Source organism: Halomonas salinarum (genome assembly GCF_012062845.1).
In the GTDB taxonomy this organism is placed as follows: Bacteria; Pseudomonadota; Gammaproteobacteria; order Pseudomonadales; family Halomonadaceae; genus Onishia; species Onishia salinarum.
On sequence record NZ_WWNB01000012.1, the window covers coordinates 51,238 to 73,562 of the forward strand.

The 22,325-nt window shown below is 61.4% G+C and carries 14 protein-coding genes; 11 read left to right on the forward strand and 3 right to left on the reverse strand.

Annotated elements, in window-relative coordinates:
• The first annotated feature begins 1 nt into the window (after position 1).
• Complete coding sequence (glmS, locus tag HF027_RS09970; protein ID WP_168015273.1) at positions 2 to 1,837, forward strand: glutamine--fructose-6-phosphate transaminase (isomerizing); 1,836 nt, start codon at positions 2 to 4, stop codon at positions 1,835 to 1,837.
• A 91-nt stretch (positions 1,838 to 1,928) separates the two neighbouring features.
• On the opposite strand, the gene HF027_RS09975 is transcribed toward glmS, so the two are convergent.
• Together HF027_RS09975 and hglS are read right to left on the reverse strand one after the other, a co-directional pair.
• The gene (locus HF027_RS09975; protein WP_168015274.1) at positions 1,929 to 3,680 is read right to left on the reverse strand and encodes an HD domain-containing phosphohydrolase; all 1,752 of its coding nucleotides are present in this window, start codon (positions 3,678 to 3,680) and stop codon (positions 1,929 to 1,931) included.
• Positions 3,681 to 4,080: 400 nt separating this feature from the next.
• A complete protein-coding gene (hglS, locus tag HF027_RS09980) occupies positions 4,081 to 5,460 on the reverse strand; it encodes a 2-oxoadipate dioxygenase/decarboxylase HglS (protein WP_168015276.1) in 1,380 nt (459 codons plus the stop codon).
• A 330-nt stretch (positions 5,461 to 5,790) separates the two neighbouring features.
• On the opposite strand from hglS, the gene HF027_RS09985 reads away from it, so the two are divergent.
• The 4 genes from HF027_RS09985 (at position 5,791) to HF027_RS10000 (ending at position 10,404) form a co-directional block, all read left to right on the forward strand.
• Positions 5,791 to 6,684, forward strand: a complete 894-nt coding sequence (locus HF027_RS09985; RefSeq protein ID WP_168015278.1) for a LysR substrate-binding domain-containing protein — start codon at positions 5,791 to 5,793, stop codon at positions 6,682 to 6,684.
• Between the two features lie 160 nt (positions 6,685 to 6,844).
• Positions 6,845 to 7,675 (forward strand): DUF72 domain-containing protein, encoded by an 831-nt coding sequence (locus tag HF027_RS09990; RefSeq protein ID WP_168015374.1) that lies wholly within the window; start codon positions 6,845 to 6,847, stop codon positions 7,673 to 7,675.
• Positions 7,676 to 8,016: 341 nt separating this feature from the next.
• Positions 8,017 to 9,357 (forward strand): sodium-dependent transporter, encoded by a 1,341-nt coding sequence (locus HF027_RS09995; RefSeq protein ID WP_168015280.1) that lies wholly within the window; start codon positions 8,017 to 8,019, stop codon positions 9,355 to 9,357.
• 153 nt (positions 9,358 to 9,510) lie between these two features.
• Entirely contained in the window at positions 9,511 to 10,404 is an 894-nt protein-coding gene (locus tag HF027_RS10000; RefSeq protein WP_168015282.1) for an NAD-dependent epimerase/dehydratase family protein, read from the forward strand.
• 154 nt (positions 10,405 to 10,558) lie between these two features.
• Here HF027_RS10000 and HF027_RS10005 read toward each other — a convergent pair whose 3' ends face one another.
• Positions 10,559 to 10,765, reverse strand: a complete 207-nt coding sequence (locus HF027_RS10005; protein ID WP_168015284.1) for a PA3496 family putative envelope integrity protein — start codon at positions 10,763 to 10,765, stop codon at positions 10,559 to 10,561.
• Positions 10,766 to 11,038: 273 nt separating this feature from the next.
• Between HF027_RS10005 and hexR the strand changes: the two genes are divergently transcribed.
• From hexR to HF027_RS10035, 6 genes are all read left to right on the forward strand, one after another.
• A complete protein-coding gene (hexR, locus tag HF027_RS10010) occupies positions 11,039 to 11,926 on the forward strand; it encodes a transcriptional regulator HexR (RefSeq protein ID WP_136254693.1) in 888 nt (295 codons plus the stop codon).
• A 169-nt stretch (positions 11,927 to 12,095) separates the two neighbouring features.
• A complete protein-coding gene (gene uvrD / locus HF027_RS10015; protein WP_168015286.1) occupies positions 12,096 to 14,291 on the forward strand; it encodes a DNA helicase II in 2,196 nt (731 codons plus the stop codon).
• A 215-nt stretch (positions 14,292 to 14,506) separates the two neighbouring features.
• On the forward strand, positions 14,507 to 15,025 hold the full coding sequence (locus tag HF027_RS10020) for an Hcp family type VI secretion system effector (RefSeq protein ID WP_168015288.1): 519 nt from the start codon (positions 14,507 to 14,509) through the stop codon (positions 15,023 to 15,025).
• Between the two features lie 413 nt (positions 15,026 to 15,438).
• A complete protein-coding gene (locus HF027_RS10025) occupies positions 15,439 to 17,613 on the forward strand; it encodes a type VI secretion system Vgr family protein (protein ID WP_168015290.1) in 2,175 nt (724 codons plus the stop codon).
• Positions 17,610 to 18,482 carry a DUF4123 domain-containing protein gene (locus HF027_RS10030; RefSeq protein ID WP_168015292.1) on the forward strand — a complete coding sequence of 291 codons (873 nt, stop codon included), beginning with the start codon at positions 17,610 to 17,612 and terminating at the stop codon, positions 18,480 to 18,482. Before HF027_RS10025 ends, HF027_RS10030 begins: the two co-directional genes overlap by 4 nt.
• Positions 18,479 to 22,102 (forward strand): toxin VasX, encoded by a 3,624-nt coding sequence (locus tag HF027_RS10035; protein WP_168015294.1) that lies wholly within the window; start codon positions 18,479 to 18,481, stop codon positions 22,100 to 22,102. Before HF027_RS10030 ends, HF027_RS10035 begins: the two co-directional genes overlap by 4 nt.
• The last annotated feature ends 223 nt before the right edge of the window (positions 22,103 to 22,325 follow it).

Genomic DNA, 22,325 nt, shown 5'->3' on the forward strand with positions numbered 1-22,325 from the left:
CATGTGTGGAATCGTCGCAGCGGTCGCCGAGCGCAACGTCCAGGGCATCTTGCTTGAAGGCTTGAAGCGACTCGAGTATCGGGGCTATGACTCGGCCGGGATGGCCGTGCTGACAGCGGATGGCCGGCTCGAACGCCAGCGTGCTGCCGGTAAGGTGGCGGCCCTCGAGGCCTGCCTGGAGGCATCGCCGCTCGCCGGCCGCGTGGGTATCGCCCACACGCGCTGGGCTACCCACGGCAAGCCCAGTGAGCAGAATGCTCATCCCCACCAATCCGGCGACAGCCTGGCGGTGGTCCATAACGGCATCATCGAGAACTTCGAGGCACTAAAGGCCGAACTCGAAGGGCAGGGCTACGCCTTCACCTCACAGACCGATACCGAAGTCATCGCCCACCTGGTCGGCCGGGAGTTCACCCTCGGCCAGGACCTGATGGCGGCGGTTCAGCGGGTGCTGGCGATGCTGGACGGCGCCTATGCCTTGGGCGTGATTCATCGTGGCGAGCCCGACACCCTGGTCGGCGCCCGCAAGGGCAGCCCGCTGGTGGTGGGTGTGGGTATCGAAGAGGCCTTCCTGGCCTCCGATCCGCTGGCGCTTCTGCAGGTCACCGACCGCTTCATCTACCTGCAGGAAGGCGATGTGGTGCGTCTGCGCCGTGGCGGCAGTATCGAAATCTTCGATGCCGCGGGCGAGGTCGTGGAACGGCCCATCCAGGTCTTCGAGCATGGTGACGGCGCCGCCAGCAAGGGCGAGTATCGTCATTTCATGCTCAAGGAAATCTATGAGCAGCCGCAGGTACTGGCGGCAACTCTCGAGGGTCGCCTGGGTGATCGCAGTGCGCTGATCGAAAGCTTCGGCATCGAGGCCGAGGCACTGCTGTCGAAGGCCAAGCAAGTGCATATCGTTGCCTGCGGCACCAGCTATCATGCAGGGCTGGTGGCTCGCTACTGGCTTGAGCAGTATGCCGGCATTCCCACCCAGGTCGAGGTGGCCTCGGAATTCCGCTATCGCCGCGTGGTGGTGCCCAAGGACACGCTGTTCGTGACGCTGTCCCAGTCCGGCGAGACTGCCGATACGCTGGCCGCGCTGCGTTTCGCCAAGCATCTCGGCTATATGGGAAGTTTGGCGATCTGCAACGTGCCCGGCAGCTCTCTGGTGCGGGAGTCGGACCTGACGCTGATGACCCAGGCCGGCCCCGAAATCGGTGTGGCTTCGACCAAGGCCTTCACCACCCAGTTGGCAGCCCTGATGCTGCTGACGCTTGGACTTGGCAAGGTGCACGGTATGGACGAGACTCGCCAGGAAGAGATCGTCCATGCCCTGCGTGGTCTGCCTTCACTCATGGGTCATGTGCTGGAGCTGGACGGCGAGATCGAGGCGTTGTCCGCGGCCTTCGCCGACAAGCACCATGCGCTTTTCCTGGGGCGCGGCGCTCAATTCCCGATCGCGCTGGAAGGCGCGCTCAAGCTCAAGGAAATCTCCTATATCCACGCCGAAGCCTACCCGGCCGGGGAACTCAAGCACGGCCCGTTGGCGCTGGTCGATAGTGAAATGCCGGTGATCTCGGTGGCACCCAACGACGCCCTGCTCGACAAGCTCAAGTCGAACCTGCAGGAGGTTCGTGCGCGGGGCGGTGAGCTTTATGTGTTTGCCGACGAGAGCGTGGGCCTGGAGGAAGCTGACGGCCTGCATGTGCTTCGCCTGCCGCATGTCGACGAAGCCTTGGCACCGATTCTCTATACCCTGCCATTGCAGCTTTTGTCATACCATGTGGCCGTGCTCAAGGGCACCGACGTCGATCAGCCACGCAACCTCGCTAAATCGGTGACCGTCGAATAGCGGTGGTTTGAAGAAAATAGCCTTTCACCCTGAGCCAGCGTTCACTATGTCGATCATATCGGCTTTAGGCGCTGGCTTTCTCGTGTCGCCGTTACCCTTGGGTTTGCCACTGCATACCGCCGGCTCTGACCCCATAATCTGAGGGGTTGACGATGCCTTCCAGTTTGCCAATTTGTGAGAAGTCGCCCTTGGTGAGGATGCTGCTGATATTGGTATCGGGAAAGCGCAGGTTCTTAACAACGTGAACCTGGTTGGGCATCCCCTTGCCGTCGATATCCATGACCCAGGCAAGGAAGCCGCTCGAGAATTTCGCCAGACTGCCGATCGGATATAGACCGTGCATCTGAATGTATTCCACTAACACCGTCTTATCATAGGCCGTGTCTGAATCATGGATGCTGCGGTAGGCCTCCAGCGGCGAGTAGGGCGGCAGACCATTGCGCGCGTGCATCATCTTGTTGATTGCCTTGATCACCGAGATAAGCCGAATGAGCTCCGAGAGCGCTTCACCTCGCTTACCGGCCGGATAACCCGAGCCGTCCATATGCTCGTTGGCGTTGTCGATGACATCGCGACACGTCGGGCTTGGCTGCCAATCAAGTTCACTCAACTTCTCGCGAAGAGCCGCCACATGGCCAATGAGGATCGCTCTCTGTGCCGGGTTCATGCTCATCTTGAGTGATGGTAACTGTGCACTGATCAGCAGTGGTTTACCCATGGTATGCAGCAAGGTGCCGAGCACGGCTTCGCGAACCTGTGGGTCGTGAGGGTCGCGCGTCATCAGCAGGTCGGCCAACTGACCGGCAACCTGGATGGCATGTCGGACCCAGTCAGGTTCTTTTCGAAGAAGCGTCAGCGCATACAGGAAGGTCTTGCGATCTTTTTCCAGCAGGTAGCGCAGCGTGTCGGCGCAGTCGTAGAAGATCTCGTCGGGGAACCGGTTGCGCGACTTAATGTACATCAGCCCCACTTGAAGCTGATGAGCGATATGTATCACCCCACGCTCCATGGGGGTTTGTTGAGCGTGTTTCTCGCGATTCTGGGCCTCCCTTTGCAGCAATGTCTTTTCCTTGGCACCCGGAATGAACAGAGGTGAATGATCATTTTGCTTGTCATTGGAGGAGCCTGAACGGTAGGCAGCCTCTCGCTCAGCTTCATTCACATACCTGAACAGTGCTTCCGTCTGAGCCATCGACAAATTGATGAACTGAATGCCGGCGACGGCATGGCCATGGTTACCGAAGGGACGAATATGACGGATGTTGCCTTCGGCAAAGAAGCTTTCGCCATTGGGAAATTCAAGCGTTATCCCCGGGATGTCTTGTCCTACGTTAATCGCAATGCTTTCCGCGAGATCGATATCGACCATGCAGCCACCAACGGAAAGGTTGCGTAACCGACCTGGCACGTTGAGCTCATGCAGATACACTTCCAGACTGACCCGGGCCTGCATGCCGAGAATGAAGGGGATACGAACCCTTCCTCGATTTTCCTTGAAGAAGATCGACTCTGGAAGCTGGCACTCCAGTCGATAAAGCGTACTGTCGGTCTTGAGCAGTTTGGCGGTGACATGATTCAGGCTGTAGGTGTCGCGCTCAGCGCCTAGAGGTCCCTTTAGCCCCTCCAGGTCGAAACTTAGTCCTCCGGCCAGATAGTGCTCCAAATCCGATCCCGCATATTCCACTTCCAATACCAGACGGCCGGTGTTTCGGTCGAGCTCTACTACGCCTGCCGTCAGGGCATAGGGCATGTCCGTGGCATACAAGGAGAGCTCATAGCTGTGTTGCAGCAGTGAGCGAATAATCGTCGCGGAAGGGTTCTCATTCGGGGCTAGGATGCTCATGAGAAATACCTGCTAAGGCAAGAATGATGACCATTTATCCACATAAATGGCATGTATTTTTCTTTGTACAAGCGGGTTTAGCAGGGCAATCGCGTAGTAGAAAATCTAAGCCCTTTAGAACATTGCAACGCTGATGTGAATAGCGTGATTACACTATTGAGCGTAGTTATCTCTTGAGCCGTTTTCCAATGCTCCGATGACGGCCATTTTCCTCGGCAACTGGTGGAGTATCGCCTTGTCATTCGCGAATTGGATGGCTATCTGGCGGCTAGCTGTCAAGCGAACGTCTAGCGAGCACTTGATGACCGCAAGGTCATGGTAAGCCCCAGGAAGATAAGCGTTAGAAGCGCTCCTGGCGCGACATGGGGCGGTGAGGTGGAGCGCTACTTTGCTCCAAGGCTCAGCGATTAACCGCGATGGTATGACCCAGTGCCCTGAGTACCCTGGCCTTCGAAGCAGCTTCACGCTTGGCGTAGAGCTCGAGCTCATCGGTAACGGCGCTACCCAACGCGGACTCAAAGGCCTCACGTTTGCCCTGGCCGGCATAGGCGTCGTTCTGTGACTCGCCGAGATTCGACTGAAAGATACCCGCCGCACTGACCGGCAGGAAATCCTCGTACGTGATCGGCCGAGCCGTCACCAGCCCCTGTTCGATCAGCGCCTCCAGATCCGTCTCATCGACCGCATCGGCGGCGTGGCCGGCATCGGTGAGTCGGTACTCGAAGAAGGCCAACGCTTCCCGGCGCAGTGCCGCCTCGTCATCAGGAAACTCGGCGAAGACCTTGGCCAGTGCCTGCTGATGCGCTTCGCTTGCGAGCCCGCGGGTTTTCTCCCGGGAAGCATCGAGTAGGTGATCATAGAGGGCACGTCCCTTGCCGGTCAGGGCCACACCGCGCTGCTCGATCTCGCCGAAGCGTGCGGTGTGGCTGCCCTGGCGGCCGCCCTTGAAACGGGTCGCTTCCTCCAGCGCCTTGAAGCTGGTCTGGCGCAGCAGGATCGGACATTGACGGCGTGGCGGCCCCTCGATGACCTCCTTGGGGCTCATGCCGGCAGCGGGCATGCGCCTCTGGACCTCGTCGATATCCAGGGTGCGCGGCGTCAGGTGGTTGATGTGCGGGCCATGGAAGCAGACCACGTCGGCGATCAGCCGATGTTCGGCGTGCAGGGCCTCGTAGGTGTCCATATCCACGGTGGCATCCTGATGCCAGCGAAATGTCTCCAGTGCCTCGGCCACGAACTGTTCGGCCTGTTCGTCATTGAGCCCGCCCTGAGATTCGCTGAGCGCGATCAACTCCCGTGCGCCGGTGGTAAAGATATCGCGCTCAGCAAGGATCGCCGCGGCACGCTCACGAAGCGTCGGGTTCTCGATCAGTTCCAAACGCAGCAATGAGGTGAAGACACGAAAGGGGTTGCGGGAAAGCGCGGCGTCATCGACAGGGCGGAAGGCAGTGGAATGCACCGGCACCCCGGCCTCGGAGAGATCGTAGTAGCCCACCGGATGCATACCCATCACTGCAAAGAGCCGGCGCAGCATGGCGAGCTCCGCGGCGGTGCCGACACGAATGGCACCGTGGCGCTCCACATTGAGGCGATCCAGCTCGTTATGAGCCGCTAGTCGCTCGGCGAGCGCCGTGTCGCGTTCGAGGGTTTCGCGATTCACCTCTTCGACCAGCGCAAGCAGCGTCTCGTACTGAGGCACCTCGGCCTGGTACATGGCCGACATGGCCGTCGAGAAACGGTCGCGGATCTCATCGGAAGAAACGAAGGAAGTGTTCGACATGGCCGTGGCTCCTGAGCGTTGTGGGCGGCCGGCAGTACCGGGCTTGGCCAATATCACCGATGCCGGGTCAAGCGGGCGTCGCGGTTGCTCTGAATGGTAAAAAGATGCCTTGATCAAACCAGCCGCCGTGCGAAACGGCAAACGAAAAAAAACGCGCTATCCATTCCATTTGTTCATGAAAGGCAGGAGAAAGAATACGTCCTCCAGTAAGAGAGCGCTTTTTGGCAGTTGCTTTACGGGAATAAGGGAGTGCTCATGCCTTGGCAGAATGACTGGTCTGGGCGCCACGAGGGGCTAGAATGGCCATTTTCGTTCAGGAGCTGTATCGCCATGACGGCGCGTCACCTTCCATCGACGACGACTCTGCAATGCTTCGAGGCGACGGCTCGCCATATGAGCTTTACGCGTGCCGCCGAGGAATTGAGCCTGACCCAGAGTGCGGTCAGCAAACAGGTTGCACAGCTTGAAGACTACCTGCAGCACAAGCTGTTTCGTCGCGTGCGGCGTACGCTGGTGCTAACGCCCGAGGGTTCTCTGTACCTCACCGATGTGCGCAAGATACTGGCGCAGATCGAAATGTCGGCGAATACCATCATGACCTACAGCGGCCATAGCGAGGTGCTTAGGGTGGCGACCCTGCCGACCTTCGGCACCTCCTGGCTGACCGCGCACTTGCCGGCTTTCTTCGAGGCGCATCCAGGTATCAGCCTGAACGTGACCGACCGGGTTCAGACCTTCGATCTCGAGCAGGAAGACATCGATGTCGCCTTCTTTCATGGTCATGGCCACTGGCCCAACCTTGAGTGCCACAAGCTATTCGACGAGCAGGTAGTGGCCATAGGGGCGCCTGACTATCTTGACCGATTGCGTTTGGATTCGGCCGCGGATCTGATCGAGGCACGCCTGCTGCATCTGTCTACTCGCCCCGACGCTTGGCACCGCTGGTTTGCCGAGCAGGGCATCACCACACACCGCAGCTATCATGGCACACGTTTCGAGACCTTTCAGATGCTGATAAGAACCGTGATGGCGGGGGGCGGGCTGGCGCTGGTGCCGCGTTTTCTCGTTGAAGACGAACTCGCCGCGGGACGTCTGTGCTGTGCCTGGCCGCATGTTCTAAAGGGGCCGGATGCCTACTATCTGGTCTATCCCGAACCGCTTGGCGAACTCGCCAAGGTTCGCTACTTCGTCTCGCATATCCTGGACTGTGCCCGACACGCTTAGTTATCTGCGCTGCAGCGCAAAGCATGGGGCTGGCCAAGGGCGGAGAAGGCCGGGATAATTCAGCTCCCTATCCTTGCCTCCTTGCGTCTACGAGAGACCTGCACCGGTGACCGACTCCTCTTCTCCCTCTAATGCTGGCGGTCTGCACCTGGGACTTGCCATGTGGGCCAACGAGGACTGGCGCGGTGGGCTCTATCCGCCCCATGGTGTCGCCGGCGAGCGCCTTATGGACTATGCGCGGGTATTTTCCACCGTGGAGGGTAACACCACCTTCTATAGTGGTACGCCGCGTCCGGATACCGTGGCTGCCTGGGCACGCCAGGCGCCGATGAGCTTTCGCTTCTGCTTCAAGCTGCCAGGGGCCTTGACCCATGAGCGGCGCCTAGTTGACGTCGACACTCAGGTCGATGAGTTCCTCGACGCGCTGTCGCCGTTACGCGGTCGTCTCGGGCCGGTGATGATTCAGTTACCCCGAGACTTCGGCCTTGATGAGTTGCCAAAGCTTGAGGCATTGCTTGAACGCTGGCCCAAGGCAATACCGGCCAGCGTCGAGGTCCGTCACCCCGAGTTTTTCCACAAAGGGGACGCCGAAGCGGCCCTCAACCGATTGTTAATAACTTTTGGGATAGATCGGGTGATGCTTGACGTGCGTGCTCTTTTTGCTACGCCTGCCGGGAGTGATACCCGCCTGGCTCAGGCGCAGAGTGAAAAGCCCAAACGCCCGCTACACGTGATCTCCACGGCTCAGCAACCGGTGATTCGCTTCATTGGCCATTTCGATGACGATATCAATCACGCGCGTTTTACGCCCTGGATTGACAGGCTATGCCTGTGGATAAAACAGGGGAAAACCCCTTTTCTCTTTGTGCACACCCCTGACAACCGACAGGCACCGGTCTTGGCGAGAGCCTTCCATGAACGCCTCGCCGCGCGACTTTTGCTGCCACCTTTGGCGGCTTTTTCCGGCGAGCGACAAGTGCGTCTTTTCTAGCGATCTGCCTTTACGTATCGGTCATTCGCGAGAGGCAATCCGTTCTGGCTATCACGATCATGATCGGATAGTTTTGTGGCCCTCATGCCGTTCACCATTCGATATTGCGGGGGTTTCGTGTAAAACCCGCACCTATCTTCGCAATATCACGGCATGTCGGCCGCGTCTTGTATCCCGATCAGGGAAGAAGACGTGGCGGCTAGCGGCGGAGATCCTGCCCGGATCCTGTCATGCCCTTGATTGCATCGTGTGATCCATGATGCCGCGGACGTGGCAATAACAAGCACAAGCCGTCATCGCATCCGACCGATCGATGTCGACACGCAACCTCAAGGTGAATCATGCCCAAACTATCCCACGCACATTGGTCATCAAAGCTGACCTTCATTCTCGCGGCCACCGGCTCCGCGGTCGGCCTTGGTAATATCTGGAAATTCCCCTACATGGTGGGCGAGAGCGGTGGTGCCGCCTTCGTGCTGGTGTATCTGCTATGTATTGCCCTGATCGGGCTGCCCATTTTGGTCGCCGAGTGGCTGGTCGGGCGTCGCGGTCAGGAAAATCCGATCAACTCGATGGCTGAACTGGCCAGGAGCTCGGGACGCAGCAAAGGCTGGGTCATGGTCGGGATCAGCGGCGTGTTGGGTGCTTTCCTGATCCTGTCCTTCTATAGCGTGATAGGCGGCTGGTCGCTGTCCTACACCTTGAGTTCAGTGACCGGCGGCTTCACCGGCCAGGACGCCGACGCCATCGGTGGTCTCTTCAACGGCATGCTGGGAAGCCCCGGGCAACTGCTGCTCTGGCACTCGGTCTTCATGCTGTTGGTCATCGGCATCGTCGCCCGCGGCGTGACCAAGGGGCTCGAGGGCGCGGTGCGCACCCTGATGCCGGCGCTCGGCGTGCTGCTGTTGGTGCTGGTGGGTTACGGCATGACCACAGGCCATTTCGGTGAGGCGCTCAGCTACCTGTTCAATCCCGACTGGACAAAGCTCACCGGGGAAGTAGTGCTGTCAGCGCTGGGCCATGCCTTCTTCACCCTGTCGCTGGGCATGGGCATCATGATGGCCTATGGCTCCTACCTGGGTGAGGAGGTCAACCTGCTCAAGACGGCCCGCACCGTGGTGATCATGGACACCGTCATTGCCCTGGGCGCTGGCCTGGCGATCTTCCCGATCGTCTTCGCCAATGGCCTGGATCTGAATTCGGGCCCGGGGCTGATCTTCGTCACCCTGCCGCTCGCTTTCGGCAACATGACCGGCGGTATGCTGCTGGGCCTGATGTTCTTCCTGCTGCTGACCTTCGCCGCCCTGACCTCGGCGATCTCGCTGCTGGAGCCGGTAGTGGAGTTCGTCGAGGAACGCACGCCGCTCTCGCGGGTGAGTGCAACGGTAGTGGCTGGCATCGCCACCTGGGCGCTGGGTATCGCCGCGTTGCTGTCGTTCAACGTCTGGGGTGACGTGCTGTTCTTCGGCCTGAACGTTTTTGACCTGCTCGACAAGCTGACCAGCAAGTTCCTGCTGCCGTTGACCGGGCTCGGTGCCATCCTGTTCGTGGCCTGGAGGCTCGACAAGGAAGGCGTTCGCCGGGAACTGGGGCTTGAGGGTTTCAGTGCCAGCCTGTGGAACGTGGTCACGCGCTATGTAGCGCCGCTCGGTGTGCTGGTGGTCTTCGTCAGCAGTCTTTAAGGTGATGAATCTCGGCGTTGTTCGCGGGTAACGCTCGCGACCTCGTCGAGATGATGACGAGAAGGGGTAGCGGGTACAGCAGGTATGATCGCCCAGGGAAAGCCGTAAACCGTTGTCGGCCGTCTTGTTCGTTAGGTTAATCGAGGAGTGTTCATGCGTCTTCTTTTCACTGGCGGTAGTGGCAAGGCTGGTCGTCATGCCACGGCTTATCTGCGTGATCAGGGCCATAGAGTGACCAACCTGGACTGGGTTGCATCCGATGTACCCGGTATCACGACCCTGAAGGTCGATCTTACCGATGCCGGTCAGGTGTTTAATGCCTGTCAGGCCTACGCCAGGATCGATGAGCTGGAACCGGGTACCGGTGTGCCGCGCTATGATGCGATTGTCCATTTCGCGGCCATACCGGCTATCCTGCACCGGCCGGATAATGAGACCTACCGCATCAATACCCTGAGCACCTACAACATCCTGGATGCGGCCACCCGGCTGGGCATTCCCAAGGTCATCTTCGCCTCAAGCGAAACGACCTATGGCATTTGCTTTGCCGATGGTGAGAAGACGCCCGACTACCTGCCCATCGATGAAGATCATCCCACGGTGCCTCAGGACAGCTACGCCATGAGCAAGGTGGTCAACGAAGTCACGGCGCGCTCTTTCCATGAGCGTTCGGGCATCGACATCTATGGGCTGCGTATCAATAACGTCATAGAGCCGCACGAGTACCGCCAGCATTTTCCTGCCTACCTGGAGAACCCCGCACTGCGTCGGCGCAACATCTTTGCCTACATCGATGCGCGTGATCTGGGGCAGATGATCAATTGCTGTTTGAAAACGGATGGCCTGGGGTACGAGGTGTTCAACGTTGCCAACGATGATCTCTCGGTGGGGCTGACCAACGCTCAGGTGCGCGAACGTTTCTATGAAGACGTGCCAGTCAGGCGCGAGATGGGCGAATTCGAGACCTTCTACAGCATCGCAAAGGCCCGCCGCCTGGTCGGTTTCGCCCCCGCTTATTCCTGGCGTGATGAACTGTCAGATAGGTGAGATGATGCGGCGCCTGGATGCTATCAGGCGAAGAGTGAGGGCCATGGCGGCCGGGATCGGCATGGATTGCCGGTCCTTTCGTCTCCTCTAGTCATCCTGCGAGCCCCGGTATTGCCGGGGCTCGTGGCGTTAGGGAGGAGGGTGTGTCAAGGGGCTACTGGATCAGGTCGTCGTCGGCATCCAGCTCAGCAAGCTCCTGCTCCAATTGCTTGAATTCGTTGTGCAACTCGATACCTCGACGGGCACGCAGGTTGCGGATAGCAGCGGATTTTTGACGCTGCTGATGCTCGGCGACTTCCATGCTCATGAAAATATCGAGGAGTTCGCTTTTGACGGAGGATACCTGTTCGACATTACGCATGATCGACTCTCCTGACGGGCGATGACTGTGCCGGCCGCCCTTGAGTGCTGCCTTACGACCGGCACCTCCTTGTTTACTATAACCCACGTGACAGGATGATGACGTTCAACGCTAAAGCGACGCGCAGGCTGGCGTGACATCCTCCCCCCAGGCTGGGGCATACTATGAACGTTGCCTTACTGGCGTAATCGCTGAGAATCGCTGATATATCCACAGCGGGTTATGCCGCTTCCTTTATCCAGACCCCGAATGTCCTCTGCCAAGGAGCTTTCCGTGAGCCGTGCCCTGTTCGATGAATTGAGAAATCGCATGGAGCACTTTCGCCGCTCCGAGCAGAAGGTGGCGCGCTTCGTGCTGCGCAATCCAGAAGAAGTCATCCACATGCGCATCGTCGACCTGGCGACCGAGGCCAAGGTCAGCGAGCCGACGGTAGTGCGCTTCTGCCGGGCACTGGGCTGCAACGGCTTCCAGGATTTCAAGCTCAAGCTGGCGCAGATGCTGGCCTCGGGCAGCCAGTTCGCCCAGTTCTCGATGAATGATAGCGATACCGTCGCCGAGTTTTCCCACAGTATCTTCGACTCCACTGTCGGCACCCTGCTGTCGGTACGCGACCGGCTGGATAACGAGGGGCTGAATCAGGCGATCAATGCACTAGCCATGGCCAACCGCGTCGAGTTTTACGGCTTCGGTGCCTCCGGCGCGGTGGCCGCGGATGCCCAGCACAAGTTCTTCCGCCTGCAGATCTCCACCGCGGCGTATACCGACCCGCATATGCAGAATATGTCCGCGGCGACCCTCAACAAGGGCGATGTGGTGGTGGCGATCTCTCAGACCGGGCGCACCCGGGCGCTGGTCGCAAGCGTCAGGCGGGCTCGTGAGGCGGGCGCTACCGTGATCGGCCTGTGTCCCAGCCATTCACCGCTGGCTGATGAGGTCAGCCTGCCGCTTTACATCGATGTCCAGGAGGACACCGAGATCTATACACCGATGAGCTCGCGCATTGCCCACCTGGTGTTGATCGACGTGTTGGCGGTCGGTGTGGCCAAGACTCGCGGACCCAAGCTTGCCGAGAAGCTCAAGGCGGTGAAGAAGAGCCTCAATCCGTTGCGTTTCCCCGACGATCACCCCGACCAGGACACGGACGATGGGTTGACGCCCTAGCCCTGGGTGGCGCATTCGATCAGTCCCGTGAATAGCGCCTTTCAGGTCGTGCCAGGAGCCGGACCGAGGATGTCGTCTGGTGACGGCTTGGCGGCGGCGCTACCGAGTCCGCCGTTGGACCTGTCTATGCTAGACTAGGCGTCCATTTTTCGACCCGAAGTGCCCCGCTATGGATGACGTCACGGCGATTCTCGATCACCTCAACGCGGCCCAGCGCGAGGCCGTCAGCGCGCCCCAGGGCAACATGCTGGTGCTGGCGGGCGCTGGCTCGGGCAAGACCCGGGTGCTGGTGCATCGCATCGCCTGGCTGATGCGCACCGAGGGCCTGTCGCCCTATGCCATCCTCGCCGTGACCTTCACCAACAAGGCGGCGCGCGAGATGCGCACGCGCCTCGAGGCGCTGCTTGGTCAGTCGCTGCGCAATGTCTGGGTCGGCACCTTCCACTCCATCGCTCATCGCCTGCTGCGCACCCACTGGCAGGACGCACGGCTGCCGCAACACTTCCAGATCCTCGATAGCGACGATCAGCTGCGTCTGGTCAAGCGCCTGCTCAAGGATCACCACATCGACGACGAGCGCTTTCCGCCGCGTCAGGTGCAGTACTTCATCTCTGGCTGCAAGGAAGAGGGCCTGCGTCCGCATCAGGTGCAGACCCACGGCGATGCCTATCTCGGCCAGATGGTCGATCTCTATGAGCGCTATCAGCTGACCTGCGAGCGCGGCGGCCTGGTCGATTTCGGCGAGTTGTTGCTGCGAAGCCTTGAGCTCTTGCGCGACAACCCGGCGCTGCTCGCCCACTACCGGGAGCGCTTCGCTCATGTGCTGGTCGACGAGTTCCAGGACACCAACACCCTGCAGTACGCCTGGTTGAAGCTGCTGACCGGTGAGCAGGCCGGCATCACCGTGGTCGGCGACGATGATCAGTCGATCTATGGCTGGCGCGGTGCCCGGGTCGAGAACATCCGCCGCTTCGAGCAGGAGTTCACGGACACCAAGACGGTGCGTCTGGAACAGAACTATCGCTCGACCAGCGCCATCCTGGAGGCCGCCAACGCCCTGATCAGCCAGAATACCGGGCGCATGGGCAAGGAGCTGTGGACCGACGGCGAGCGCGGCGCACCGATCTCGCTCTATGCAGGCTTCAACGACCTGGATGAGGCGCGCTATATCGTCGATACCATCGCCTCACAGGTAAAGGAAGGTTTCGCGCGACGCGAGGTCGCCATTCTCTATCGCTCCAATGCGCAGTCGCGGGTGCTCGAGGAGACCCTGATCCGTCAGGGCATGCCGTACCGTATCTACGGCGGTCAGCGCTTCTATGAGCGCCTGGAGATCAAGAACGCCCTGGCCTACCTGCGCCTGCTGCTGAACCGGGAGGACGATGCGTCGCTCGAGCGGGTGATCAATGTGCCGGCCCGGGGCATTGGTACCCGCACCGTGGAAATTCTGCGCGAGCGGGCGCGGATCAGCGATGTCTCGTTGTGGCAGGCACTGCATGACTGTCTCGCCGATGCCACCCTCAAGGGCCGTGCGGGCAATGCGGTGCGCACCTTCGCGGAGTTGATCGAGCGCTTCGACAACGACACCGCCGGCATGGCGCTGCACGAGATCATCACCCATGTGACTCAAGCGTCGGGTCTGGTCGAGCATCACCGCAGCGAGAAGGGCGAGAAGGGCCAGGCCCGGGTCGAGAACCTCGACGAGCTGGTCAACGCCGCCCGTGCCTTCACCCAGGGAGAGACGCTGAACGGCCAGGAGGTCGGCGAGGGAGCCGCGGCCATGGAGCCGTTCCTGGCCGAGGCCGCACTCAATGCCGGTGATCACGAGGCCGACGACTTCGAGGATTGCGTGCAGTTGATGACCCTGCACTCGGCCAAGGGTCTGGAGTTCCCGGTGGTGTTTATCGCCGGCGTCGAGGAGGGCCTGTTCCCGCACAAGATGTCGATGGAGGAGCCTGGTCGCCTCGAGGAGGAACGTCGGCTGTGCTATGTGGGCCTGACGCGGGCGATGCAGAAGCTCTACCTGACCCACGCCGAGCTTCGTCGCCTGCATGGCAAGGAGACCTTCCAGCGGCCCTCACGCTTCCTGCGCGAGATTCCGGCGGAGTATCTCGAAGAGGTACGCCTGCGCGGCCAGATCTCGCGTCCGGTCACCGCCGGCCACGCCCCGGCCCAGACCTCGGTCAACGGCGGCGATGACCTGCCTTCGCTGTCGCTTGGGCAGCGGGTCAGCCATCCGGTGTTCGGCGAAGGGGTGATCCTCAACGCCGAGGGCACGGGCGAGCGGGCCCGAGTGCAGGTCAGCTTCGAGGGCGAGGGCGACAAGTGGCTGGTGCTGGGCTTCGCCAAGCTCACGCCGCTGTAACGACCGATTCGTCATCGCCCCAGCGGGCAAGATCTTGCCCGCTGGGCAACTTCTTGCTCGATTCAGGCAAGATCTTGCTCACACAGGCAATAGAGTAGAGAGGGCGAGTTTAGCTAACTGTCTGATTTTTAATATATTTACCGCGCTTGGCATTTGGCTTGCTACAAGGGTGGGTGTCCACCGGACATCGCCACTCAACGTCAAGGAGCAGACACATGCCTACACCGTGTTATATCAGCATCGAAGGCCAGACCCAGGGCAACATCACCGCGGGTGCCTTCACCCCCGAGTCCGTCGGCAACATCTATGTCGAAGGCCACGAAGACCAGATGCTGGTACAGGAATTCAAGCACATTGTGACGGTGCCGACTGACCCGCAGTCCGGCCAGCCCTCCGGCCAGCGTGCCCACAAGCCGTTCATCTTCACCGTGGCCCTGAACAAGGCCGTGCCGCTGATGTACAACGCCCTGGCGTCCGGCGAGATGCTGCCCAACGTCGAGCTGAAGTGGTACCGCACCTCCGTCGAGGGCAAGCAGGAGCACTTCTTCACCACCACCCTGACCGACGCCACCATCGTCGATATCAACCTGCGCATGCCCCACGCCCAGGACATCAACAAGTCCGAGTTCACTCAGCTGATGGATGTCTCCCTGGCGTACCGCAAGATCGATTGGGAGCACACCGTGGCCGGTACCTCCGGTTCTGACGACTGGCGCGCCCCGGTCGAGGCCTAAAGGCTTTGTCTGAAAAGTCGACGAGCGAAGGCCAGACAAGGCAAAAATCGGCGAAAGAGCGGACCGGGCTGGCGTACCAGTTTACGGGGTGTAAATGAGCATCTTGATCGGACTCGCGCCCGAGCCGATTTTTAACGCCGTATGGACGAGCGCAGTACTTTTCAGGCATTGCCTAAGGCTTCGCGCACCGACGGTGCCATCCAATGCTCGCGCCCGGCGGGCACCGTCTTTCGCCGCCAGGGCCTGTGCCCTGGCGGCGTCATGTGTAAGCGCTTGCCAATAGATGTTGTCAGCGATCACTTACACATGCCGCCAATGCCTTGTCATGGTGAATTACACGCGTAACCTACTGCTGCCGCCAGCCACTCGCGCTGGCGGTTCGCGTAACGGACACGGCCTCCAGGAGGGATGCCATGCGTCAGCCCAAGGGACTCCAGTTCACCCTGAGCCTTGCCGGTCTCCCTCGTGGCCCAGGCCAGGCCGAGCTTTCGGTGATCGACTTCAGCCATGAAGAGGCGCTCTCGGCCCCCTTCCATCTGCGCGTGCGCTTCGCCAGTCGCGCCGCCGATCTCTCGCCGGAGACGCTGCTCGACCGCCCGGCGAGTCTCACCGTGTGGCAGGAAGGCGTGGCCCAGCGCCGCGTTCACGGCATCATCAGTGAGTTCGGGCGCGGCGACCGCGGCCATCGTCGCAGCCACTACGAGGTGATCATCCGCCCCTCGCTGTGGCGGCTCTCTTTGCGCCAGAATTCGCGCATCTTTCAGCGCGTCTCGCCGCTGACCATCATCAACACCCTGTGCGAGGAACGCGGCCTCACCGATGTGGCCTTCGCGGTGACCCGCGAGCCCGAAGAGCGCGAGTACTGCGTGCAGTACCGCGAGACCGATCTCGAGTTCATCGAGCGCCTGGCCGCCGAGGAAGGGCTCTTCTATTTCCATCAGCATCTGGAACCGAGTGGCGAGGATGACGACCTCGGCGCCCACCGCCTGGTGTTTGCCGACGATCCTCAGGTGCTCACCGGGCTCGGCGAGCGCAGCTATCATCACCGCGCCGGTGGCAGCGCGCCTAGGCGCCATCTGCGACGGCTGACCCAGACCGCCCGGGTACGCCCGGCCCGCGCCCAGCTCAAGGACTACAGCTTTAAACAGCCTGCCTACGGTCAGTTACACGAGCGAGAGGCACCGGGGCTGGAAGCCCACTCGCAACGAGCGGACTACGAGCACTACGATTACCCGGGCCGCTACAAGGCTGACGCCTCGGGCCAGGCCTTCACCCGCCACCGCCTCGAGCACCTGCGCCACGACGCCCTGACCCTCGAGGGCGAGAGCGACCTGCCGGAACTTTCCCCGGGCGCGCGCTTTACCCTGGCCGACCACGATGTCGGCGAGTTCAATCGCGGCTGGCAGGTCATCAAGGTGATCCACCAGGGCGAGCAGCCCCAGGCGCTGGAAGAAGATGCGGTGGGCATTACGGCCAGTGATCGTGATGGCCTGCGGGATCGGGCAGGCTCGGAAGCCATGACCCGCTATCACAACACCCTGACGCTGACCCCGGACGACGCCGCCTGGCGCCCCCCGCCCCAGCCCAAGCAGCGGGTCGACGGCCCCCAGGTGGCCTTCGTGGTCGGCCCCGAGGGCGAAGAGATCCACTGCGACGAGCATGGCCGCGTGCGCTGCCAGTTTCCCTGGGACCGCTACGCCGAACCTAATGAAACCGCCAGCGCCTGGCTACGGGTCAGCCAGGACTGGGCCGGCGGCGGCTACGGCATGATGGCGATCCCGAGGATCGGCCACGAGGTGATCGTCTCCTTCCTGGAAGGTGACCCCGACCAGCCGCTGATTACCGGGCGCACCTACCACGCGGTGAACACCCCGCCGTACCCGCTACCGGAGCACAAGACCCGCACCGTGCTGCGCACCCAGACCCACCAGGGCGAGGGCTTCAACGAGCTGCGCTTCGAGGACCAGCACGACCAGGAGCAGATCTGGCTGCATGCCCAGAAGGACCTGGAACTGCTCACCGAGAACGACCGCACCGAGGAGATCCGCCGCGACAGCGACCTCAAGATCAAGCGCGACCGCATCGCCGAGATCGACCGCGACGACCATCACAGCATCCACGGCGAGCGCCGCGAGAAGAGCGACGGCGCCCAGCACCTGACCATCGATGGCAGCCTGCACTTGAGCGCCGGCCAGGCCTGGCTCACCGAGAGCGGCCGCGAGTTGCATATCAAGGCCGGCCAGAAGGTAGTCATGGAAGCCGGCAGCGAGCTGACCCTCAAGGCCGGCGGCAGCTTCCTCAAGGTCGACGGCAGCGGCATCACCATCAGCGGCCCCAGCGTCAAGGTGAACGCCGGCGGCAGCCCAGGCAGCGGCACCGGGCAGACCGCCCAGGCACCGCTGCGGCCGGGGCATGCCGAGCCTGAAGTGAGTGAGGATGTGACGCTGGGGCCCATCTTTGGACATCGGCTCGATCAGGCCATGGTGGCCCACGCGCCGCTGGTGGAGCCATGTCAGAAGCCGGCTAGCGGAGGTCCTTGCCCTCTGGGTGACGAGTGTCCCTGCGAAGCGAGGGGCAAGGTCGGATGATCGAACTTGGCAATGCCGACAGTCTCGTGGATCTGCTGCCTAGCGAGGAGCGGGTGACCACTTGGTTGATCATCGAGCAGGAGGCGCGAACCCTGCGTCGGCTCTACGAGCGCGAGGAAGCTCCTGACTTTCACTATCTCTTTCACGGTACTCGCTATGCCGAGTGGCAGGAAAAAAGTCCGCTGGTAGTTCGCGTCTCGCCGTCGGGTCCCCTCTGGCAAGCCTTTGTCGATGGACAAGGTGAGCCGCCGTTACGAGGGATTCTGGCCGTGACTGAATCCCCGCTAGAGGCAGTGATGGCGCATCTGCGCAAGCTGCTGGAGGTCACCTTCTACGGGAAGAGGCGGGCACTGCTGAGATTCTATGATCCCTGGATCATGGCCGTTTTGATGAATGCCGGAGCCTATTCGTCGCGCTGGCTCGGTCCCTTGAGGGGAATCTGCTGGCATGGAGGCACCTTCGCGCAGCGAGCTGAGACGGGTGCGGTGTGGCATGCCTGCTTGCAGCCCGATGAAGATACTGCGAATGCCGTCGCCCAAGAGCCCCTCACGTTGACGCGTGAGGAAGAGAACGCGCTGGAAACCTTCGTAGCCGGCTACCCGCTTTGGGCGGAGCTGGAAGCTAAAGCAGGGCTCGATGCCAGGTCGGCGGAACACGCCGCGCGTTTCATCGCGGCGTTTGAGGAAGCCGAGCAGCTATCGATTCCCGCATCAGAGTGGCCGAGTTTTCTGGCGCTGCGCTTCGTCCACCATCGCATTGGCTTGCCCGACAACATGATGACGCTTCCGGTGGAGGAGCGGCTTTCTGCGCTTCGCCATCACATCTATCACGCAGCGCATGACACTAACACAGGGAAGGTGTTGGCATGAGCAAAGGCAAGCTTGGTAATCCGGCCTGCGAGGACGAAAAGCTGTTCATACAGGTGATGGGCAAGGATCACCCGGATGGGCACGAGATCGTGATCGTGGATCAGCACGATGGCGAGCCGCTTGAGGCCTTCGGTAGCGCCGATACCGAAAAGCTCCAGGATCCCGTGAGCGTACTGCACCAGTGGAACTGGCAGGGATATGCTCGGGTCGACACCCAGCTACATATAGCCAGCGAGAGTGGCGAGCCGATTCGCTTGCCACTCCTCGAATGGTTGTATAAGACGCCGCGACAGGAGCGTCTCCAGCACAATATCATTCAGCCTGTGCTGCCGATGGCGCTGTGGGAGTCTCTCGATTCGCGCGAGCGCGAAGCACTGCCACTGCGTGCCGGTTACCTGTATGTCTTTTATAGGGACACGCTCTGGCGCGAGATCGAAGTGACGGCTAATCAGGAGTCGGGGCGACTGGAGTTTCGGGATATCGATCTTGCCGCTCATCGAGACGAGGAGGGTAGCTACCGGGCTGGCCGTCGCTCTGCCGTTGGCGTCATGCTCGAGGAGATCTGGCTGCCTTGGAAGCAGGATGACCGCTATGTCGATAGCGAGCTGAGGATCGCTTTTTCGGAGGTGCAGTGGTCAGCCGCGCGGCTTGGTTTCCTAGAAGCAGATTCCATGGAGCAGGGGCGTCGCGCTCATTCGATCAAACTTGGCAATGCCGAGGACTATGCCCTGTCGGGGCGGCTCTATGAGCTCGAGGAAGCCCCACCTCAGCGTTTGCGCGACCCGCTGGTCGAGCTCCAGTTGGCCGAGCCGAAGGCGGTAACGCAGGACCTGGCAGGTGATGCACTTAGCGGCTTGCATGACACGTTCACCCAAGAGCTGGAAGCCTTCGATGCCGGTGGTGTTCAGGCAAGAGAAGCCGCCGAGGCGGGCCAACAGGGTGGTAAGAAACAAGGCGAGACGCGCTCGCCGGCCTATCTTCAGGCTATCCCACGGCTCCAGGTGCTGACGGAGCGCATGGCATCCGGTGCGGAAGACTCTGCTGAGCCGCCCGACACGCTTTGGCAGCAAGACCTGGGGCAGGCCGACGATTGCCTGGCTGATGCCCGCCAGCGCCATATACCGGGCCTGGCCGTCGAGGATACGCTATTCGCCATGCGCCATGTCTCGAATGGCTGCCAGGCCAGCCTGGCCTACCTGCAGCAGTTGCCCACGCTGGCCGCGAAAGACAAGTTCTATGAATGCGCCGCCTTGGTCAATCGCACGATCCTGCGCCGCCACGATGCCGAGGGGAAGGAGAACGAGCTGCGTCGCTTCGTTGATGAAGCCGATCTGAGCGACACCGGCGAGCTCAGCCGAATCCTGCGTAACGCACAGCGCGAACTCGCTCGCCACCAGTTTGACACCTACCAAAGCGCCCTCTATGGCCACCTGCTCAGTCAGGAGGGCCATGCGGTTCTGGCCGACCTGCTGAGCCTGGAAGGCCATGACTATCTGGGGGCCTATGCCCTGGCGGTAGACTTACTCCAAGGGCTGCGCGAGTCGTCGGCGCACGCCGATGGCCTTTACGACGAGCCACCACAGTCGTTGAACCGACCGCAGCGCTATCTCGTCAATGTGCTCGAGGACGGCAGCGGCTATACCCTGCATGCCATGCTGTTTCCGAGCGATGAGGACTCACCGCTGGATGGCCCGCTCGAGCTGCCCGAGGAAGAGATCAACCCTGGCGATGGGAGTGTGCGTCTCAGGGCGTTGGCGGCCCTGGGTGACCTGCAGCCACCGGAAGAAGACGATATCCAACTCCTGGATACGGCGCTTCTGGCCGGCCTGGTCGAGGGGGGCGGGGTGTCCCTGGTGCCCGAGCTGAAACGCTGGTCGAATGCGGTCAGCCACGTGCTCGGCAAGATGGCCGAGCACGCCATGCTGATGCTAAAGGATGCCGCCTCGGAGGTAACGGTCGCCACGATTTTCCCCTCCGTGGCGAGACTCGCGCGGGCCGGCTTGCCGGATATGCTGAGTGGCCTGCAGAGCATGCCGCCCAGCCAGGCGATCGGCAAAGTCGTGCTTGGCGTGGCCGACCCCACAGACGGGCTGGTCAATGGTCTGACGCCAGCTGACCGTCAGAACCTGCAGAGCGACTTGAGCCGAGCCTCGGACCGTATGAGGAGCGCGGTGCGCGATGCAACGGGCCGAAAACTCACCCATGAGGTCGCCGACAACCTGACCCATGCCGCAGGCGATCAGGCTCTCGAGGTGCTGGTGGTGGATCCCGACTCCAAGGCCGCAGCGGTAAGCAGGCGTGCTCGACGCCAATATAGCCTGTCGCGCAGCGCGGATGCGGTGCGCCTGCCCTATATCATTACTGTGATTGAGTTCTTTAATCTCAGACAGGAGTGGGCAGGAGTACAAGGCAACTGGTCAGCAAGAGCTGGAGCAGGAGTGGTCAGCGCTTCTATTGACCTAGCTGTTGCTTCCACAAAGGCTTTGGAGTTCTTTGGAGAGCGTCATCGTCAGTTGACTCGGCTTCGCGCCAAGGCCATTAGTCGCAAAGTCCCTTGGGGAGAAGTGATCGGGAAGGTGTTCCCCAGTCTGGCGGCACGTCTGCCAGCCTATGCCACCGCGATCACAATCTTCGGTGCGGCGGCCGGTGCCTTGACCGCCGCGCTGTTTGCATGGGATGCCATAACCAGCATACGTAACGGTAACTGGGGGGCGGGCGCCGCTTTGGGAGTGGCGGCCGCTGGTACCCTCGTGGTGGCAGGGTCCGGCCTGGTCAGTACCAGCGCACTATGGCTAGGTCTTGGGCCGGTAGGCTGGATCGCCCTCGGCCTGTCGATCGCCGGGGCATTGGTCGCCATGTGGCTATCGGACGCCGAGATTGAGGAGTGGCTGCGCATGGGGCCCTTCGGTACCCATGGGCATCGTGCTCCCTGGCTGCAGGAGCCAGTCGAGGCCTACGATCGGCTGGTCAGCCTGTTCGCCGGTATCCGTATACGCATTGAGCGGATTGCGCCCATGTCCGTCGAGCCCCTGGTCGAGCGCACTCCGCCAGGTATCGGCCTGGTGCCCGAAGCGACGCCGGGGCCAGCTTCGACCATTGATCGTCTTCTCGGCGAAGGTCCTTCCGGCCTTGCCACTTTGAGTGACGCGCGATCTCCCTCGGCCAATACCCGTATCAAGATCGAGAGTAACCTGCCAGGCCTCGCGGCCGGCTGGGAGATCCAGGCGCACCTCCGCACACAACAGGCGGTTGATGAGCCTCTGATTTCGAAGGGGGTGCAGCTTGGCTGGTTGTCGGGCGACATGCGGCCCGCCGCCCGGGGTAGCGAGCCCCTGTTTCAGCGGGACACCGCCCATGGCGTCGAGTATTACGTGCACACCCCGGCCGACGAGGTCCGCGGCACCGGACGAGACAAGACGCGAACCCGCCATGCTTGGGCAGTCAGAGTGCAGTGGTCGCGTGGCGTGCCTTATCTGCCAAGGGTATTGCCGGCGCCGTCGCCGTTGACTGACCCAAGCGATATCCCGGCCGGAGCACGTAACATGCCTGACTTTACCGAGGTCGGCCTGCCTTACTGGGCTGATGAGACGAACGACAAGGACCAAGCTGAAGATGGCTGAAACGCCCCAGTACTATGCCGAAGACGCCTATACCCCGGATCGGCTTCGGCGGCGTCCCGAAGGCGAATGCCGACACTCGCGCAAGTTTCGCGCTTTCGCTGCTGGAGGCGAGCGCCTGGCGCATCGCGACCCCAGCATCGATATCAGTCCGATGCACGAGTGGCAGCACAATAGCCCGCAAAAGCTGCGTGAATACGAGGCCGACCCGACCGTAGCCAAACTC

Bases quoted from the DNA above. Each gene is read 5' to 3' on its own strand.
- HF027_RS10035 (WP_168015294.1), top strand. From the start codon at position 18,479: ATGAGCAAAGGCAAGCTTGGTAATCCGGCCTGCGAGGACGAAAAGCTG.
- uvrD (WP_168015286.1), top strand. From the start codon at position 12,096: ATGGATGACGTCACGGCGATTCTCGATCACCTCAACGCGGCCCAGCGC.
- HF027_RS09990 (WP_168015374.1), top strand. From the start codon at position 6,845: ATGTGGGCCAACGAGGACTGGCGCGGTGGGCTCTATCCGCCCCATGGT.
- hglS (WP_168015276.1), bottom strand. From the start codon at position 5,460: ATGTCGAACACTTCCTTCGTTTCTTCCGATGAGATCCGCGACCGTTTC.
- HF027_RS10025 (WP_168015290.1), top strand. From the start codon at position 15,439: ATGCGTCAGCCCAAGGGACTCCAGTTCACCCTGAGCCTTGCCGGTCTC.
- HF027_RS10030 (WP_168015292.1), top strand. From the start codon at position 17,610: ATGATCGAACTTGGCAATGCCGACAGTCTCGTGGATCTGCTGCCTAGC.
- HF027_RS09995 (WP_168015280.1), top strand. From the start codon at position 8,017: ATGCCCAAACTATCCCACGCACATTGGTCATCAAAGCTGACCTTCATT.
- HF027_RS10020 (WP_168015288.1), top strand. From the start codon at position 14,507: ATGCCTACACCGTGTTATATCAGCATCGAAGGCCAGACCCAGGGCAAC.
- HF027_RS10000 (WP_168015282.1), top strand. From the start codon at position 9,511: ATGCGTCTTCTTTTCACTGGCGGTAGTGGCAAGGCTGGTCGTCATGCC.
- HF027_RS09975 (WP_168015274.1), bottom strand. From the start codon at position 3,680: ATGAGCATCCTAGCCCCGAATGAGAACCCTTCCGCGACGATTATTCGC.
- glmS (WP_168015273.1), top strand. From the start codon at position 2: ATGTGTGGAATCGTCGCAGCGGTCGCCGAGCGCAACGTCCAGGGCATC.
- HF027_RS09985 (WP_168015278.1), top strand. From the start codon at position 5,791: ATGACGGCGCGTCACCTTCCATCGACGACGACTCTGCAATGCTTCGAG.
- HF027_RS10005 (WP_168015284.1), bottom strand. From the start codon at position 10,765: ATGCGTAATGTCGAACAGGTATCCTCCGTCAAAAGCGAACTCCTCGAT.